This is a genomic window from Adhaeribacter aquaticus DSM 16391 (assembly GCF_000473365.1).
Taxonomy (GTDB): domain Bacteria; phylum Bacteroidota; class Bacteroidia; order Cytophagales; family Hymenobacteraceae; genus Adhaeribacter; species Adhaeribacter aquaticus.
The window spans coordinates 1,836,698-1,853,913 of record NZ_KI421517.1; the positions used below are offsets into that span (position 1 = coordinate 1,836,698).

Sequence of the window (17,216 nt, forward strand, 5' to 3'; positions counted from 1 at the left end):
ACTCCTAAGGCATTTAACCCGTAAAATGTACTATGCTGGACTTTAAACAAACATTATCTGTTACACTTATTTTGTTTGCCGTAATTGATATAATGGGCTCCTTACCCATTATTATTGATATGCGTCGGCGGGAAGGTGTTATTGAATCGGAGAAGGCAACTTTGGTTGCGGGTATTCTAATGATTGTTTTTCTATTCCTGGGACAGGAAATTTTAAAATTATTTGGTCTCGATTTCCAATCGTTTGCGCTAGCTGGTGCACTTATTATTTTTTTAATGGGAATGGAAATGGTTTTAGGCATCCATATATTCCATGCCAACCCGGAAATTAAATCGGGTTCAATTGTACCGTTGGCGTTCCCATTATTAGTGGGAGCCGGCACCATGACGACCCTTCTTTCCTTACGGGCAGCTTATTCGTTACCCAACATCTTGGCTGGCATTATCCTAAACCTAATCTTTGTGTATGTTGTCTTAAAATCTTCGGGTTGGTTAGAACGTAAGCTTGGCACTGCCGGTACCGAAATCCTGCGTAAAGTATTTGGTGTAATACTATTAGCCATTGCCATTAAACTCTTTAAAGCAAATATTAATATTTAGCTAAAGCTTCTAAAAAGCTACAGACACATTTTACCCCGTTATTTAAAGGGTATTGATTACTGATTATTAAAAATGATTGAAATATTTACGGATGGTGCTTCGCGGGGGAATCCTGGTCCTGGTGGATACGGCACCATATTACGTTATAAACAACACATTAAAGAATTAACTGCCGGCTACCGTCTTACAACCAACAACCGTATGGAATTGCTGGCGGTAATTGTAGGACTAGAGGCTATTAAAACCAGTAATATTCCTGTTACCATATTTTCTGATTCCAAGTACGTGGTAGATGCGGTGGAGAAAAAATGGGTATATGGCTGGCAGAAAAAAGGTTTTGCCGGGAAAGCCAATGCTGATCTTTGGATGCGTTTTTTACGCATTTACCCCAAGCACCAGGTAAAATTTGTTTGGATTAAGGGCCATGCCGGACACCCGGAAAACGAAAGGTGCGATGTTTTAGCGGTTCAGAGTGCCCTTTCGCCCAACCTACTTATCGACCACGGATACGAAGCTAGTGCCAATTTAAAACCTTAAGAATGGCAAATAATTACTTTCAGTTTAAGCAGTTTCTGATAAAGCAGGATAAATGTGCCATGAAAGTATGTACAGATTCCTGTTTACTGGGGGCTTATGCCAATGTAAACGGAGCCAACACTATATTAGATATTGGCACCGGTACTGGATTATTAGCCTTGATGGCAGCCCAACGCTCTCATGCCCAAATTGATGCCCTTGAAATTGATGATTTGGCGGCAGCTCAAGCTAAGGAGAATATTACTGATTCGCCGTGGGCAACCAGAATAAACCTTTACCACCAAAGCTTACAATGCTTTGAGCAGGAAAATAAAAAGTTTTACGATGTAATTTTGTGTAATCCGCCGTTCTATATTGCTTCGCAAAAATCTCCTGACCAGGCGCGAAACATAGCTATGCACAGTCATGAATTATCCTTTGAGGAAATAATCAGGTTCTGCGCTAAATTTCTTCATGAAACCGGAAAGCTTTACCTCCTGCTTCCGCCAAGTGAAAGCCTTTTATTTCAGAAACAAGCTTTACTCGCCCAACTTTTCTTACAGAAACAACTTTGCCTATATACCACACCTACCGGTAAACATATCCGAAATATTCTGGTCTTCTCGCGAAACCCGGCAGCATCTATTCCTAAAGTCCCGCTTGCTATTCGCAACACAGATCAAACCTATACCGAAGACTTTATTAAACTTCTCCAGGAATATTATTTAATCTTTTAGTCTATAAATTGAAAGGCCTTAATGAAATTATATTTCATTAGGGCCTTTCACCAGCTACTAAAAAACTATTTAAAAGCCTATCCTCTGTTCACAACCGTCGCTGAAGCTTGCGCCAAAGGCAGTAGCAATACATCCGCTAAGTTTACGTGAGCCGGACGGGTGGCCATAAATAAAATTAATTCAGCAACATCTTCAGCTACTAATGGCTGCATCCCCTGGTAAACTGAGGCAGCTCTATCTTTATCACCTTTAAACCGCACTTCCGCAAATTCAGTATTTACCAGTCCCGGTTTTATCTCCGACACTTTTATGCCTTCTTTATTTAAATCAATACGCATACCTTGGGAGATAGCATCAACCGCCGATTTAGAAGCACAATACACATTCCCATTACCATATACTTCAATGCCCGCAATAGAACCAATATTGATGATATGTCCTTTCTTGCGGGTTCGCATAAACGGTAATACCTCTTTGGTTACATAAAGCAAACCCTTAACATTAATGTCCAACATCATTTCCCAATCCTCTACATTTCCATCCTGAATTGGTGCTAAGCCATGAGCATTGCCCGCATTATTTATAAGTAAATCTATTTGCTTCCACTCTTCCGGCAGGCTGGCAATAGCAGCTTGTACCCCTTCCTTATCCCGCACATCAAAAACTAATGACTTAACCTTAGCAGTGGTAATCTCTTGCTCCAACTCTTGTAGTCGTTCTGCTCTTCGGCCTGTGGCAATAATATCAAATCCATTTTTTGCTAAAAGCAAAGTGGCAGCCCGGCCAATGCCAGAAGTTGCTCCTGTAACAAGTGCAATTTTGTTCATAGTGGTTAGTTTTCGAAGTTAAGGTACAAGGTTATAGTATTCGACCGCATTCCCTGTAGATTTTGATTTGTACCCGGAATGTATCGGTTAATCAATCCATTAGAAAATCTGATCTCAGGGGCAAATTTAAAATAAGGATAAAATAAATCAAGCCCTACCCCATATTCTATTGCGGCATCTGTACCATTAACTTCTATCCTTCCTTCTTCACTTAAGGAATTTCTTTTTTTATTTCCTACATCTGTACTGGCTTTGGCTCCGCCTACAAAATACATTCTGATATTTCCCCGCCGCTTAGATTTAAACTTAAACAATAAAGGGAACTCCAGCGAAGTGGCTCCTATCTCCTGCATGGTGGGCTCATTGCCATCCGTAAATTCAATTTTTCTGGAGTAAAAACCTACCCCCGGTACAAAACGGGCATCAACATAATCCGTAATACGCTTATTTAATACAAATCCTATATTGAAACCAGGAGAAAATTTAGGGTTTATTCTCAAAGGCTGCTGAACATAAAAATCGGAATGTTCCAGGGTAAAACGAGAAGAATTTACACCTAAATAAAAACCATAATGCATGGATTTATCATCATGATTAGAAAGATTTTGCCTTACGTAGAACTTATTCTGAGCCTGTACACCAGGTACAGAACAAATCCATAAGAAAATCAAAATACTAAATTTAACTATTTTATTCCGGTGTAAATGGAGCATATGCCGAAAGAAAGAGAATGCCATTGCGTTGTATTAAATCCTACTTGTTTTAAAATATTGATAAAGTCTTGGCCATCAGGAAAGGCCTGAACAGATTCTGGCAAATAGGTGTAAGCCGAATTGTCTTTTGAAATTAACTTACCAAAAACCGGTAAAATATTTTTGAAATAAAAGTTATAAATCTGCTTTAACGGAAAAGCTTTGGGTTTCGAAAACTCCAGAATAACTACCTTCCCTCCTGGCTTCAGAACCCGGTGGATTTCGCTTAAACCCTTAGCTAAGTTCTCGAAATTACGAACGCCAAAAGCTGCAGTAGCTGCATCAAAGGTATTATTTTGAAACTTTAAATTCTCAGAATCGCCTAACTCTAATTCTATTTTATCTGCTAGATTCTTCCGTTTAATCTTTTCCTGACCAACGGCCAGCATGCCTTCTGAGATATCAATGCCTATAATTTTGTTTGGGTTTAATCGCAATGCTTCAATGGCAAAATCTCCTGTACCAGTGGCAATATCTAACAGAAAGGCGGGTTTGGCACTTACTAATAAATCAATTGCTTTTTTGCGCCAGTAGATATCAATACCAGCACTCAGAAAATGATTTAAAAAATCATACTTTCCTGCAATACTGTTAAACATTTGGGCTACTTGCGACTTCTTTCCCGCATTAACATCTTTGTAAGGAACTACCGACATATTTTTTATTTGGTATTAAAGAAAACCAAAAGTAGTATACTCTTAACTAAAAATCTCAGATTATGTTGTAAAAAAATAGGCTAAACTTTTGGTTTAGCCTATTTGGTCTTTTTAAACCTGATTATAACTATTTTGCTGTTTCACCAGCTCTTGGAATAATAGTAAATTCTGTACGACGGTTTAATTGCATATTCTCAGGTGTATCATTTGGTGCCGCAGGACGACGTTCGCCGTAGCTAACGGTAATTAAACGGGTAGGCGAAATACCATTTTTAACTAAATATTGGTAAGCTGCTTTAGCCCGGTTATCACCAAGGGTCATGTTGTAAGAATCCGTATTCCGCGAATCGCAATGACCATCTATTGAGATATTTATTTGAGGATTTGCTTTCAATACCTGCAAAACATTATCTAACTCTCTGATAGATTCTGGTCTTAAGTTATATTCGTCAGTATCAAAATAAATTTTCTTAAATCTTGTCCGGCTTATCATCGAAGCATCTTCAAACGGCACGTAAAAGTCTTTTTCAATTACGTTGTCTTCGGTTGTTACTACCGGAATATCAAATTCTTCATTGGCAATAGAATTTCCGTCTTTACTAACAGCTACCTGGTATTTACGTCCAGAAAGAACATTTACCTGATAAGAACCAGAGTCGGGCTTCGTTACATCGCGGTAACTAATTGGAGTTCTATCGGCCTGCTGGCTGCTGAAAACCAATTCCACACCAGGAATAAGGGAACTATCCCGTAAGCTATAAACATGGCCCTTTATGGTCACATCTTTAATAAAATTAATGGTCCAGATATCTTTTTCACCAAAACCACCCATCCGGTAAGACGACAGGTAAGCATAGGCTCCGGTTGGGTGCAACCGGTAGTAAGCATCATCATCCGGCGTATTAATAGGATATCCCATATTTTCCGGACGCGTCCACCGATGGGCAACAGAATCATAATGCGTTACGAATACGTCAAAGCCACCCATGGTATTATGCCCGCGGGAAGTAAAATACATGGTTTTGCCATCGGGTGTAAAATAAGGGCTGTCATCATCTTCCCGCGTATTTATGCCATTCCCTATATTTTTAGGTTTGCCCCAGTTTCCGTTTTTATCACGCTGAGATACATAAATATCTTTATCTCCATTCTGAGAGTAAAAACTGGTAGAGAAATATAACCGCTGATTATCCGGTGTGATATAAGCATCACTTTCAAAACCGGAGGTATTAATATTACTTCCAATTGATTTTGGCTCTGACCAGCTACCATCAGCTTGTCTTTCGGCTACATAAAAGTCACCGTTATTGGTATCGCGGTATAATAAAAGTTTGGTATCATTATCAAACAACTGAATAGCCGCATCGTGGAATTTGTAGTTGATGTTACCAACTGGTTTAGGCTGATTAAAAGCGTCTGGTCCGGTACGGGTTGTTTCAAAAATATCTTCAAAATACTCCCCAAACTGGTCTTCTTTACCACCAGTTACGTTTTCACCCCGGGAGGTAAACAATAAATAATTATCGTCTTTTGAAATTACCGGGCTATGCTCTGAGTAGGCTGTATTAACTGTTGGCCCTAAATTTTTAACAAAAATATCTTTGGGGTTATTAAAAATTATTTTTGCATTACGGCTAGCTCTTATCAGGTTGGCAATCTCTGGCTTACGAGCATCCTTAGCTTTCAGAGTAGCATCATAAATACGGTAATGTGCAATCGCATCATCAAATCTATAATTCAGGTGATCTACCCGACCTAACCAGTACTCAATATCTTTGGCAACTTTGGGTTTGATACGCTGGGCGCGGTAGATATAATCACTGGCCTTTTCTTTATCGTAAGATATATAGCTTACACCTGCTCGGTACAAGGCAGAAGCATTATCCGGATCTTTAGCCAATATCTGTTCATAAAATGGGATGGCAGATCGGTAAGCTTCATTGTTAAAAAATTTGTTTCCTCTCCTTAGCAACTGCCGATTACTCTGGGCTGATGCAGACCAACTAATCAACAGGGCCAGTATGATCAGGAGATGTGTTTTGGAGAATTTTGAGGAAAAATTACTCATGGGTATATAATTTAATTCTAATATTAACTATCTATAAAATCAAATACAAAAAAATTAATGTCAAAGCAAAAAGGTTAATAATTTTCTAAAAATTGAGCGTTGGGTAATCCTTTCTTCTTAACGCCAAATTCTTTTCAGAAACTGTTTATTGCATGATTAACATACTTATCTGGACTTGCGAAGGTTACTAAAGTATTTTTTTTATTAGTGTAACTCCTGTTAATAAAAAGCTTTATTTCTGGTTAATTTTAACGCTTTTATTTAAAAGCTTAAATATAATATTTAAATGTTAATATATACTAATCCTTAAAATAAGAAGGTGCGAACATAAAAAAAGACTAAAAATGTTTTAGCATTCTTAGTCTTTTAGTTGGCAAGTCTCTCTCGGGGTATCTTATAGGCAGCCTGTTATTGGCTGCTGAATTTAGTTATTTGCACATCCTGGGCTCCGGCAACAAGCAACGCTTCCGTTACCACGTCTTTCATTCGCTGCAGAATACTCTCATGGCCTTTAAACAAATTTAATATAAAATCTGGCACATCGTCTCCTTCAGCAGCAGCCTGCATGGCCCCGGCTTGCTCAATCATATAAACCATGGCTTTAATCTTTTGCCCTTTTACCACAACCTGCGGATTATTAAACTTAATTAAGCCGTTTCGCAAGTGTTTGGTAACCAAATCTTCTTCTGAAACTTCTTGCTGTGTAAGTTTCATTAAGCGCAGGTAGCTTTTCTCGTGTAAAAACTCCTTTAGCATTGGTTCCAACAACTTTCTTACATTGGGTTCACTTATGTGGTGAGCATAAGTAATTATATCAAAAAGCCATTTCAGCGTTCCGTCCGTTTCTTCAAAAATTAGCGTTACTTCGCATTTCATAAGTGTCTCAGAAAATTATTTCTTTAACGGGAAACGCCAATATTAAGATGTTCTATATAGTAACTACTTATTAAATTTAAATTTCTTTTCCTTTATATCCTAACTAAAACAGGTAAAAAAATTGCTTTTTATTTAAGTGCACATAAACCCATTAATGTTTTTAAGCTTATAAGGATCAATTGCTTAGTTACTTCTGTTTCTCCTGTTTTAAAATATCTAAATCGAATCAGAATAGTAAGAAGAAAAATTAGAATAGTGGCAAAATATTTATGAAATTTGCGCCTTATTTCATTTTTTGTTTAAACCCATATACGCAATGCAATTAAGCGAACAGGAGCTACGTCGTCGTCACGAACGGGAGCAACTACAAAATTTAGGGATTAATCCATATCCGTCCGAATTGTTTCCAGTTTCGGCATATGCCAAAGAAATAAAAGAGAATTATAAACCGGATGAGAATAATTATCAGGAAGTAGCTTTAGCAGGTCGATTAATGAGCCGGCGAATTATGGGAAAAGCTTCTTTTGCCGAGTTAATGGATAGCTCCGGACGTATACAGTTATATGTTTCCCGCGATGATATTGCTCCGGGTGAAGATAAGTCTCTCTACAACGATGTTTTCAAAAAAATGCTGGACATCGGTGATTTTATTGGGGTTAAAGGGTATGCTTTTGTGACGCAGGTAGGCGAAATTTCGGTACATGTAAAAGAGCTTATCTTGTTAAGTAAATCATTAAAACCATTGCCTATTGTAAAAGAGGCCGTAGATGAACAAGGTAATAAAGTTACTTACGATGCTTTTACTGATCCGGAGCTGCGTTACCGCCAACGCTACGTAGATTTAGTGGTAAACCCGCAGGTACGCGAAACTTTTATCAAACGTACGCAGCTAACTAACTCTATGCGCCAGTTTTTAAATGGCAAAGGCTACTTAGAGGTAGAAACACCAGTTCTGCAACCTTTGTACGGCGGAGCAGCAGCCCGTCCGTTTAAAACACACCACAATACGTTAGATATGACTCTTTATTTGCGGATAGCAAATGAGTTATATTTAAAGCGGCTGATTGTAGGTGGATTTGATGGTGTTTACGAATTTGCCAAAGACTTCCGCAACGAAGGCATGAGCCGTTTTCATAATCCAGAATTTACGCAGGTAGAGCTTTATGTAGCTTACAAGGATTATTACTGGATGATGGACCTGGTAGAAGAAATGGTAGAAAAAGTTGCCTTAGATCTGCACGGGACTACGCAGGTACAAGTTGGCCAAAATCTTATTGATTTCAAACGCCCTTGGAAGCGCTTTACCATGTTTGAAGCCATTGAACATTTTACCAAAATTGATATTTCTGCCATGGAGGAACCGGAATTACGGGCTACTGCAGAGCAGCTAAATATTAAGCTGGATCCAAAAATTGGTAAAGGTAAAATTATTGATGAAATTTTTGGGGAGACGTGCGAACCAAATTTAATTCAGCCCACCTTTATTACAGATTACCCGGTAGAAATGTCGCCACTGGCTAAACGCCATCGTAGTAAACCTGGTTTAGTAGAACGTTTCGAGGCTATCTGTAACGGTAAAGAAATTTGCAATGCCTTCTCGGAGTTGAATGACCCAATTGACCAGCGTCAGCGTTTTGAAGAGCAGCTAGAATTAGGAAAGCGCGGAGACACAGAAGCAATGGTATTAGACGAGGACTTTTTACGTGCTTTGGAATACGGTATGCCTCCAACCGCTGGTTTAGGCATTGGTATCGATCGGTTAAGTATGATCATGACTAATTCTAATTCCATTCAGGATGTGTTATTCTTCCCGCAGATGAAGCCTGAGCGCCCCGAATAGAATAAGTACTATAATTAAAATAAAAAAGCCTTCCTGTTAACAGGAAGGCTTTTTTATTTTATCATCTAAGAAATTAAGCGTCCTCGCCTACTTCCGGTCCGGCATTGGTAGCATTTCCAACACCCCCAGCTTTGGCTGTGTTAGTAGTATTCCCTGCTTTTGTACCACCGGCGGCTGAACCACCACCTGTGCTACTTCCGGCACCTGCAGCAGAACCACCTCCAGACGCACTTCCAGCGCCTGCAGCAGAACTGTCTCCGGCAGCACTGCCAGCAGCACCACCTTCTTCATTTCCTGTTTTAGCTAAACCCAGTAAGGAACCGGCATTACCTAAAAGAGCACCTGTATCTATGTCTTTAAGTTTAGTAAGGTTTTCTTGTAAGGCTTTCTCTAAATCTTTACTTAGTTTGCCTGCATATTTCTTTAAATTATCTCTCGAGATAGTTCCACTATCCGGAGCCATCAATAAACCAGCTACTATACCGGCGCTTGCTCCGGCTAATAAGGCTAAAATAATTTTACCGCTATTGTCTTTCATTGTCTATTGGGGAAATATATATTAATAATCTTTAATTGCTTTCAATAATAAAGAAGGATAAATGAGCTAAAATCCTAAGGTTATTAGCTATCTAATCCTTTTGGCAAATTGCGCATAGCATCTTCTTTTTTCTTACGTTTGGCCGCCTTCTTCTTTTTCTTTTTACCAGCTTTCCCGGTATATTTTCGCAACGCCTTATTTATAATTTCACTAAAACTGTTGGCTTGGTTTATAATCCCTTGTCGGGTATTTGCTCCGGCTTCGGGAGCAAGTAAAAGCCCAGTAATAATACCAGCCGAAACGCCCGCCAGAGCTGCCAGTAATATTTTCCCGTTATTTTCTTTTACAGCTTCCAGCATAATCTTGTTTATTAATTTGTTCTAAGATAAAAAGTTTATAGTTACTATCTCAGTAAAATATTTTAAATATTCTATATAAGGCATTCCCAATGTATACGTATCTCCTACTTTTAAGTTAAAATTAATTAATCCAATTTGTAATCGTTAAAAAGTAAGGAACGTATAATATATAAAGTCACCTATATTTGCACTGCTACTCTTAACTTTACCATTACCCATGATCCTTAAATCTTATTTAGGTTTTGCCAGCATTCTCGGAATACTGATTACAGTATTTTCTTTTTGCAAAATTCCAAAAAGCTCTTGTATTGACCCAAATAAAATAGATAAGGAAGCGCTTTGTACCATGCAATACGAACCGGTATGTGGTTGCGATAACAAAACCTATGAAAATGCTTGTTTTGCGGAAAGAGCCGGGGTTGTTTCGTATACACCAGGAGCTTGCAAAGCAACACCCTAAAATTTAACCCATGAAGCCAAACTATTTTAAACAAGAGAGTCCATTTCGGGTACCTACTACCGATGGTAAACTAATAGAAGAACACTTAGGTTTAGCCACTACTAAAATGGCGGAATACAGTGTAGCGCACATGGTAGCTCCTCCGCATTGGGCAGAGCCACATCAAAACCCGGAATTCGATGAAATCACCATTGTTATCCGGGGACGAAAAAAGATAGAAGTGGACGGAGAAGAAATTATTTTAAATGCCGGAGAAACATTTTTGGTGAAAAAGGGTGCACGGGTTAAATACTCTAACCCTTTTAATGAGGAAACGGAATATTGGTCAGTTTGTGTACCTGCTTTTAATATAAAGACTGTAAACCGGGAAGAAGAATAAAATTTGGAAACCATTTTCGTTTCCCGAATTTTTTCTAACTAAAAAGGCTTCCAAAATACTTTGAAAGCCTTTTTAATTAAGAGTAATAAATATTTATGATTCCTGACCAGACTGCGCTGTTAAAGCCTGCATTACCGCTTCAGAAATACCGGTAAAGGAAAATCCACCATCGTGGAAAAGATTTTGCATAGTTACATATTTCGTTAAATCTGAGAATAACGAAACGGTGTAATCGGCACAAGCCTCGGCAGAAGCGTTACCTAACGGCGACATTTTTTCTGCGTAATCAATAAAGCCATCAAAACCCTTAACCCCAGAACCAGCAGTCGTACGGGTTGGCGACTGGGAAATGGTATTTACCCGAACATGCTTCCGAACACCATAGTGGTAACCAAAGTTACGGGCTATACTTTCCAACATGGCTTTATTATCAGCCATATCGTTATAATCAGGGAATACCCGTTGGGCAGCAATATAACTTAAGGCAACCACTGAACCCCATTCATTAATGGCATCATGCTTCATAGCTGATTGTAATACCCGGTGTAAGCTAAGCGCTGAAATATCTAAGCCTTTGTGGGTGAACTCATAATTGTTCTCGGTGTAATGCACGCCCTTGCGCACATTAACACTCATGCCGATAGAATGCAGGATAAAATCTACGCCACCGCCAAAGTGTTCTAAAGATTTAGCAAAAAGGTTATCAATATCAGCCTGCACAGTAACATCAGCTGCAATAACAGGCGCGTTACAAGCTTCCGCTAATTTATTGATCTGGCCCATGCGCATGGCAATTGGGGCATTGGTTAAAACAATTTCTGCTCCTTCTTCTACGCAGCGTAAAGCAGTCTTCCAGGCTATTGATTTTTCATCAAGTGCTCCAAAAATGATTCCTTTTTTACCTTTAAGTAAATTATAAGCCATAATATTTTTAATTATTCTGTTTTCTCGTCTTTAGTAGAATTACAATCGTGCAATATTAGCAATTATAAGCTAAAAATTAAGTTTAATTTTTTACGAACCTATCGGACAATAAAAAAGGAGTGGCCTGTTCTTTTTAAAAAAAACAGGCCACTCCTTTTTTATTGCTAACGGGCAGTCTTACATTGCCAATAATTCCCGGGCACTTTGGAAGGCTGTAGCGCTTGGATTGGCCCCAGCAATCATTTGAGCTATTTCTTTTACCCGCTCCTCTTCCGATAATTTCCTGATCCGGCTAATGGTACGATCTACTCTATCTTCTTTATAAACAAAATAATGGGCATTGCCCTGAGCAGCCATTTGCGGCAAATGCGAGATAGCCACTAATTGGTGTTTCTTGGCCATCTGGTTCATCATTTTACCTACCTTTACGGCCACTTCACCCGATATACCCGTATCTATTTCATCAAAAATAATAGTAGGCAAGGCTGTTTTGTCGGCTAACAAATATTTTACACATAACATTAAACGTGAGAATTCTCCTCCCGAAGCCGCTTTACTCAGGGTTTGCGGAGAAGAACCTTTGTTTGCACTAAATAAAATACTTATTACATCAATTCCGGTAGCAGTAGGTGTTCCTGCATTATGTTGAATTACCAACCGGGCATTGGGCATACCTAAATCTGCTAATAAGGTATGGATCTCATCTGTAAAATGGTCGAATACCACTTTTCTACTTTCCGATAAAGCAGCTCCGAGCTCTTCTACTTTAGCAAAGGCCTTTTCCATTTCTTCTTTGGTAGTAGCCAATGATTCATCGAGATTATGCACACTGCTTACCTTAGCTTCCAGATCTGCCTCAATTTGCAGCAGTTCTACGTTGTTCCGGGCCTGGTGCTTTCGCTGTAAGGTATAAATAATATTTAACCGCTCTTGCACCTGCTCTGTTTTTTCAGGATCGGCTTCGGTGTAGCGCTCAGCGTTTTCTAACTCCCCTACCACATCATTCAATTCTATAGCACAGCTATCTAAACGTTCTTTCAGATTTTTGTACTGCTCTCCAAACTCAGTTAGCTGCCCCACTAAATAAGTAGCGTCTTTTAAACCAGAAATCACATTAAATTCTGATTCAGATAAAAACTGTAAGGCATTACTGATTTTAACCTTAATTTCTTCAGCATGCTCCAGTTGTTTTAACTCATCTTCCAGTTCTTCCTGCTCGCCTTCCCTTAATTTTGCTTCAGCTAATTCATTTAAAAGAAAGCTGTTATAATCCAGCTCCTTCTGCGATTGCGCCAAAGCAGTTTCTAATTTTTTATAATCACTTTCCAGTTTGCGGTACCGACGAAAAACTTCGCTATAAGAATCTTTTAAAGAAGCATTCTGCGCAAACAAATCAATTAAATTTAATTGAAAGGCCGGATCCCCCAACAATAAGGTGTCGTGCTGAGAGTGAATATCCATTAACTTAGAACCCAGTAATCGTATGGTTTCCAGCGTTACCGGCGTATCATTCACAAATGCCCTGGATTTCCCGGCGGGTGTAATCTCGCGGCGCAAAATACAGGTATCGTCAAAATCAATATCTCCCTCGGCAAAAAAAGCTTTTAAATTATAAGCTGAAATATCAAATACGCCTTCAATTACACATTTCTCAGCTGTATTAAATAAAATTTTGGTATCTGCCCGGTTGCCTAATAATAGCCCGATAGCTCCCAACATTATAGATTTACCTGCACCGGTTTCACCGGTAATAATATTGAGCAATGGAGAAGGCTGCATTTCCAGCTGCTCAATTAAAGCATAGTTCTTTATCTTAAGATCTACAAGCATGAATTAAAATTCTGTTTCTATATCGTACACCAACTCTTCTATAGCTGAGATTTCCAGGAAATGTTTTTTAAACCGGGGATCGCGCAATTTTAGTTGAGTTGGATTAATTTCTTCAATGAGTCCGTTGAATACAACATGATCGGACAGAATTACGTGCCCACTTTTTCCTAAGAATTCAGCTTGTTTGGCAATAATATCTTTCCGTAAAACTCTGACTTGTCTTTTACCCAATTTGTTTACGTTTAGGGATTGTGTTTAATAACACATGTTACAAAACATGTAGAATGACTTTACCTAAAGCCGGTTTATATCTGAGTAAATTTACCAGAAAAGACTTAATAAATAAGGCATACGTAAAAAGTAATATACAATTAACTTTTCTTCTTAATAGCAAAGAAAATATAATAAACTTTTACTTTAACATCTGAGCAAATCCTACTGCTAGCGTTGCATAATACCTTGGTATTTGGTCATATTGGTTGGATCTATCTCTGACAGGGCCGTCAGGACAGTTTGCTTATCATTGGGTTGAGCGCCTCTAAAAACCGAAACTATCTCATCGGCTTTAGTTTCAAAGAAGGAGCGCAACACAGCCGCACCTGGTTTACGGCGAGCCACTTCTTGAATATTTTTGATTGCCTCCATCATATTTGCTCTGGCCTTATCAGGCTCCTGAATAAAGATATCCATTCCCTGGCGGTAATATAAATACAAAGCATTCCGGAAACCTTCAATCTGAGGGTCCTGCAAATTATTCAGTAACCAATACCGGTTACGGGTATCGTCAAAGGCCGTCCAGCCGGCGCTGTTTTGATTTTGTGCCGTTACATTATTTTGTACTAACAACGCTCTATCGTATAGCGGCGTCCCCCCCTGCTTACCAAAGCTATCCCGGTCTAAACCTATTATCATGTAAGCATAAAAAGTTAGCAAAGAGGCTAAATGGGAAGTAAAGGCATTTTCAGAAAATTGCAAGGGTTGCGATTCTGAATATTCAAAATTCCAGCTTTTATCAATAAAAGAAAGCAAAGGTGTTTCGTACCCGGTACCATAAACAGGCCGGTTAGAAATAATTTGGGTTACTGCTTTAAAAGGACCATTGGCACTTTCTGCCGCCGTAATAGTAATAAGCATCCGGCAACGAATGCGCTCCTCTGGTCGATACACATCATTCGTCCAGCGGCGGTTATTCATGAAGGTAGAAACTGCATTCCGTAAATCCGTAAAAACGCGCCGATCGGTTAGCTGCACCTGATCGCTGTTCACGACCACATCGCACTGCAATTCCTGCGCCTGTGCTTTTCCCAGGCTGAGCAAGCCAAAAAATAATAGAACTACAACCTTATGCATGTATTTTTTGAGCAATCACTTTTATTATGTCCTGAGCTACTTCTGTTTTAGGCTTTAATTCAAACTCGGTCACCCGATCTTTATCAATAATGGTAATTTTATTGGTATCGTGTTTAAAACCTGCGCCTGCATCCTGTAAAGAATTCAAAACTATTAAGTCTAAATTCTTGCTTTGCAGTTTTGCCCGGGCATTTTCCAGTTCATTATTGGTTTCCAGAGCAAATCCTACCGAAACCTGATGGGTTCGTTTTACCTGACCTAAAGCCTTTGCTATATCAACGTTTTTTATGAGTTCTAGTGTAAGTGTCTCCTCATTTTTTTTCACTTTCACCGTGGCTACTTCTTTTGGTTTATAATCAGCTACGGCAGCAGCGAAAACCCAAATATCTGTTTCCTCCGCCACTTCTTTAGCTTGGGCAAACATTTGATCGGCGGTAGTAACCTTAAAAACGGTGATATTTGCATGTAAAATGCTTAGTTGGGTGGGGCCACTGATTAAATAAACCTGAGCGCCCAAATCGGCAAAAGCCTGCGCCAAGGCATAACCCATTTTCCCGGTTGAATGGTTACCAATAAACCTGACCGGATCTATGGGTTCATAAGTTGGCCCGGCTGTTAATAATACCTTTTTACCATTAAGCCAGGCGTGTTCCACTTGTTTTCTGAAAGTGCTGTTTGAGTACATGAATAATTTCTTCCGGCTCAGCCATACGGCCTTGTCCTACCAAACCACTAGCTAACTCGCCATAACCCGCTTCAATAAGATGGTTGCCAAAAGTTTGTAATTTCGCTATATTAGATTTTACCGCTGGGTGCACATACATATCCAGATCCATAGCTGGAGCCAGAAATACCGGGCAGCGTGCTGATAAATAAACGGCAGATAATAAATTGTCACAGAACCCGTTGGCAAACTTGGCAATAGAATTAGCACTGGCCGGAGCAACAACTAAGACATCGGCCCAAAGACCTAAAGCAACATGGTTGTGCCACTCCCCTGTTTGGTCGCTTTTTGTAAATTCGGATAGAACAGGCTTTTTAGAAAGGGTAGCTAAGGTGAGCGGCGTTATAAAAGCAGAAGCAGAGGATGTCAGGATTACCTGAACCTCTGCTTCTTCCTTAACGAGCAATCGGGTTAAGTAAGCGGCCTTATAGGCAGCAATACTACCGCAAACGCCCAATAAAATTTTCTTATGCCGAAGCATGCGCCTGCTTATTCAGCCTCCTCTTCAGGGTAACGGTAATAAACTTTATCTTCCATAAACTCTTCTACAGCCAAATTAGTAGGTTTTGGCATGCGCTCGTAGTATTTAGAGATTTCAATTTGTTCCCGGTTTTCGAAAACCTCTTCCAGGTTATCTACGGTGGTTGCAAACTCCGCTAATTTAGAATTTAACTCTTCTTTAATCTTTACCGAAATCTGGTTTGCACGCTTAGAAATAATAGAAACGGCTTCGTAAACGTTGCCAGTGTCTTTAGCGAAATCAGCCACATTGCGGGTAACGATTGATGCAGGTACAGTTGCCATATTGTTAGTTATTAATTTTATTTTTTGAAAGCTTGCGCTTTTATTTTTAAAGATTTTTTTACTGCGCTTTGGCTGTATTAGCCGTAGTACTACTCTTAATACGCTCTAATTGTTTAGAACTTTTATCGTAAATATTTTCGGCGTCTCGCAAAAATTTACTTTTCGGGTATTTATCTACAAAAGCCTGGTATAATCCAACAGTATCGAAATAACGCTCCCGTTGCTTTTCCTCAATACTTTCTTCGGCTAAATAAAACTGAGCTAAAATCCGGTAATAGGCAGCTTCCTCATTATAGTTAGAAGCAGGATACTCACGCTCAAAATTATTAAATGCCGTAACAGCTGCCTGGTAATAGGTTAGCTGGCTTTTACCCATCTGGTAATATAACTTGGCTGTCTCAAATGCTTTCCGCTCCAGCTTACCGGCCAGTTCATCATACATTTTAGTAGCGTCATCTTTAAACTTACTTTCCGGGTAACGATTTAAAAATTCCTGAATGGAAACAATGGCCGTTTGAGTACTGGTTTGGTCTAAACTATATTCCGGTGAATCTTTATAAAGCGATTTGGCGTGCATGAATAACGCTTCTTCAGCATTGGGACTATTGCCGTAAACGGCGTAAAAGGTCCGGAATAATTGAGCACTTACCTGAAATAAGCCTTCATTATACTGGGTGTAAGCATATAAATATTCGGCTGTTTCTGCTTCTGGTCTACCAGCTAAAAGCGGTCTTACCTCATCCAACAAGGTACCGGCACGGTAGTAATCCTTTTTTTCGTAATATTTTAAAGCAGCCTCATACTTTTTATCTACATTATCACTTTTTAAAAGCTTATTATAATCACTACAAGCACTAAAAATAAGTGTTGTAATTAAAAAAAGGCAAAATATTTTTAATATTCGGTTCATGCGCGTACAAAATTAGGAATATTTCTTTCCATAAACAACTTATGGAACGGTGCTTGTTCCGGGGTAT

At 39.1% G+C, this 17,216-nt stretch carries 21 protein-coding genes; 6 read left to right on the top strand and 15 right to left on the bottom strand.

Annotation, left to right across the window (positions count from 1 at the left end; genetic code table 11):
* The first annotated feature begins 32 nt into the window (after window positions 1-32).
* The 3 genes from ADHAQ_RS0110205 to ADHAQ_RS0110215 all read left to right on the top strand — a co-directional run bounded on the left by ADHAQ_RS0110205 (window position 33) and on the right by ADHAQ_RS0110215 (window position 1,852).
* Window positions 33-599, top strand: coding sequence for a MarC family protein (locus ADHAQ_RS0110205; protein ID WP_026462846.1), 567 nt, complete (start codon window positions 33-35; stop codon window positions 597-599).
* A gap of 72 nt (window positions 600-671) precedes the next feature.
* Window positions 672-1,136, top strand: a complete 465-nt coding sequence (gene rnhA, locus ADHAQ_RS0110210; protein ID WP_026462847.1) for a ribonuclease HI — start codon at window positions 672-674, stop codon at window positions 1,134-1,136.
* A 2-nt stretch (window positions 1,137-1,138) separates the two neighbouring features.
* Complete coding sequence (locus ADHAQ_RS0110215) at window positions 1,139-1,852, top strand: tRNA1(Val) (adenine(37)-N6)-methyltransferase (RefSeq protein ID WP_026462848.1); 714 nt, start codon at window positions 1,139-1,141, stop codon at window positions 1,850-1,852.
* A gap of 77 nt (window positions 1,853-1,929) precedes the next feature.
* Here ADHAQ_RS0110215 and ADHAQ_RS0110220 read toward each other — a convergent pair whose 3' ends face one another.
* The 5 genes from ADHAQ_RS0110220 to ADHAQ_RS0110240 form a co-directional block, all read right to left on the bottom strand.
* Window positions 1,930-2,679, bottom strand: coding sequence for an SDR family NAD(P)-dependent oxidoreductase (locus tag ADHAQ_RS0110220; protein WP_026462849.1), 750 nt, complete (start codon window positions 2,677-2,679; stop codon window positions 1,930-1,932).
* 5 nt (window positions 2,680-2,684) lie between these two features.
* A complete protein-coding gene (gene porT / locus ADHAQ_RS0110225; RefSeq protein WP_051359836.1) occupies window positions 2,685-3,392 on the bottom strand; it encodes a type IX secretion/gliding motility protein PorT/SprT in 708 nt (235 codons plus the stop codon).
* Window positions 3,365-4,087 carry a bifunctional demethylmenaquinone methyltransferase/2-methoxy-6-polyprenyl-1,4-benzoquinol methylase UbiE gene (ubiE, locus tag ADHAQ_RS0110230; protein ID WP_026462851.1) on the bottom strand — a complete coding sequence of 241 codons (723 nt, stop codon included), beginning with the start codon at window positions 4,085-4,087 and terminating at the stop codon, window positions 3,365-3,367. Before ubiE ends, porT begins: the two co-directional genes overlap by 28 nt.
* A 127-nt stretch (window positions 4,088-4,214) precedes the next feature.
* Window positions 4,215-6,155, bottom strand: a complete 1,941-nt coding sequence (locus ADHAQ_RS0110235) for an OmpA family protein (RefSeq protein ID WP_026462852.1) — start codon at window positions 6,153-6,155, stop codon at window positions 4,215-4,217.
* 408 nt (window positions 6,156-6,563) lie between these two features.
* Window positions 6,564-7,031 carry a hypothetical protein gene (locus ADHAQ_RS0110240; RefSeq protein WP_026462853.1) on the bottom strand — a complete coding sequence of 156 codons (468 nt, stop codon included), beginning with the start codon at window positions 7,029-7,031 and terminating at the stop codon, window positions 6,564-6,566.
* A gap of 316 nt (window positions 7,032-7,347) precedes the next feature.
* Here ADHAQ_RS0110240 and lysS point away from each other — a divergent pair, with 316 nt between their 5' ends.
* Window positions 7,348-8,871, top strand: coding sequence for a lysine--tRNA ligase (lysS, locus tag ADHAQ_RS0110245; RefSeq protein ID WP_026462854.1), 1,524 nt, complete (start codon window positions 7,348-7,350; stop codon window positions 8,869-8,871).
* A gap of 73 nt (window positions 8,872-8,944) precedes the next feature.
* Here the strand turns inward: lysS and ADHAQ_RS0110250 are convergent, their stop codons facing one another.
* Complete coding sequence (locus ADHAQ_RS0110250; protein WP_026462855.1) at window positions 8,945-9,409, bottom strand: YtxH domain-containing protein; 465 nt, start codon at window positions 9,407-9,409, stop codon at window positions 8,945-8,947.
* A gap of 83 nt (window positions 9,410-9,492) precedes the next feature.
* Complete coding sequence (locus tag ADHAQ_RS25225) at window positions 9,493-9,768, bottom strand: YtxH domain-containing protein (protein ID WP_051359837.1); 276 nt, start codon at window positions 9,766-9,768, stop codon at window positions 9,493-9,495.
* A 217-nt stretch (window positions 9,769-9,985) separates the two neighbouring features.
* On the opposite strand from ADHAQ_RS25225, the gene ADHAQ_RS0110260 reads away from it, so the two are divergent.
* Complete coding sequence (locus ADHAQ_RS0110260; RefSeq protein ID WP_034256730.1) at window positions 9,986-10,228, top strand: Kazal-type serine protease inhibitor domain-containing protein; 243 nt, start codon at window positions 9,986-9,988, stop codon at window positions 10,226-10,228.
* Between the two features lie 10 nt (window positions 10,229-10,238).
* On the top strand, window positions 10,239-10,607 hold the full coding sequence (locus ADHAQ_RS0110265) for a cupin domain-containing protein (RefSeq protein WP_026462857.1): 369 nt from the start codon (window positions 10,239-10,241) through the stop codon (window positions 10,605-10,607).
* Window positions 10,608-10,700: 93 nt separating this feature from the next.
* Here ADHAQ_RS0110265 and ADHAQ_RS0110270 read toward each other — a convergent pair whose 3' ends face one another.
* From ADHAQ_RS0110270 to ADHAQ_RS0110305, 8 genes are all read right to left on the bottom strand, one after another.
* Entirely contained in the window at window positions 10,701-11,531 is an 831-nt protein-coding gene (locus ADHAQ_RS0110270) for an enoyl-ACP reductase FabI (RefSeq protein ID WP_026462858.1), read from the bottom strand.
* Between the two features lie 177 nt (window positions 11,532-11,708).
* Window positions 11,709-13,361 (bottom strand): DNA repair protein RecN, encoded by a 1,653-nt coding sequence (recN, locus tag ADHAQ_RS0110275; RefSeq protein ID WP_026462859.1) that lies wholly within the window; start codon window positions 13,359-13,361, stop codon window positions 11,709-11,711.
* Between the two features lie 3 nt (window positions 13,362-13,364).
* Window positions 13,365-13,592 carry a hypothetical protein gene (locus ADHAQ_RS0110280; protein ID WP_026462860.1) on the bottom strand — a complete coding sequence of 76 codons (228 nt, stop codon included), beginning with the start codon at window positions 13,590-13,592 and terminating at the stop codon, window positions 13,365-13,367.
* Between the two features lie 210 nt (window positions 13,593-13,802).
* Complete coding sequence (porD, locus tag ADHAQ_RS0110290; protein WP_026462861.1) at window positions 13,803-14,711, bottom strand: type IX secretion system protein PorD; 909 nt, start codon at window positions 14,709-14,711, stop codon at window positions 13,803-13,805.
* Window positions 14,704-15,396, bottom strand: coding sequence for a bifunctional phosphopantothenoylcysteine decarboxylase/phosphopantothenate--cysteine ligase CoaBC (gene coaBC / locus ADHAQ_RS28950; RefSeq protein ID WP_342667276.1), 693 nt, complete (start codon window positions 15,394-15,396; stop codon window positions 14,704-14,706). The genes porD and coaBC overlap by 8 nt, the downstream gene beginning before the upstream one ends.
* Window positions 15,347-15,916, bottom strand: coding sequence for a flavoprotein (locus ADHAQ_RS28955; RefSeq protein ID WP_084523806.1), 570 nt, complete (start codon window positions 15,914-15,916; stop codon window positions 15,347-15,349). Before ADHAQ_RS28955 ends, coaBC begins: the two co-directional genes overlap by 50 nt.
* Window positions 15,917-15,924: 8 nt before the next feature.
* The gene (locus ADHAQ_RS0110300; RefSeq protein WP_026462862.1) at window positions 15,925-16,239 is read right to left on the bottom strand and encodes a DNA-directed RNA polymerase subunit omega; all 315 of its coding nucleotides are present in this window, start codon (window positions 16,237-16,239) and stop codon (window positions 15,925-15,927) included.
* 58 nt (window positions 16,240-16,297) lie between these two features.
* Window positions 16,298-17,149 (bottom strand): outer membrane protein assembly factor BamD, encoded by an 852-nt coding sequence (locus ADHAQ_RS0110305; protein WP_051359838.1) that lies wholly within the window; start codon window positions 17,147-17,149, stop codon window positions 16,298-16,300.
* Window positions 17,150-17,216 lie beyond the last annotated feature (67 nt).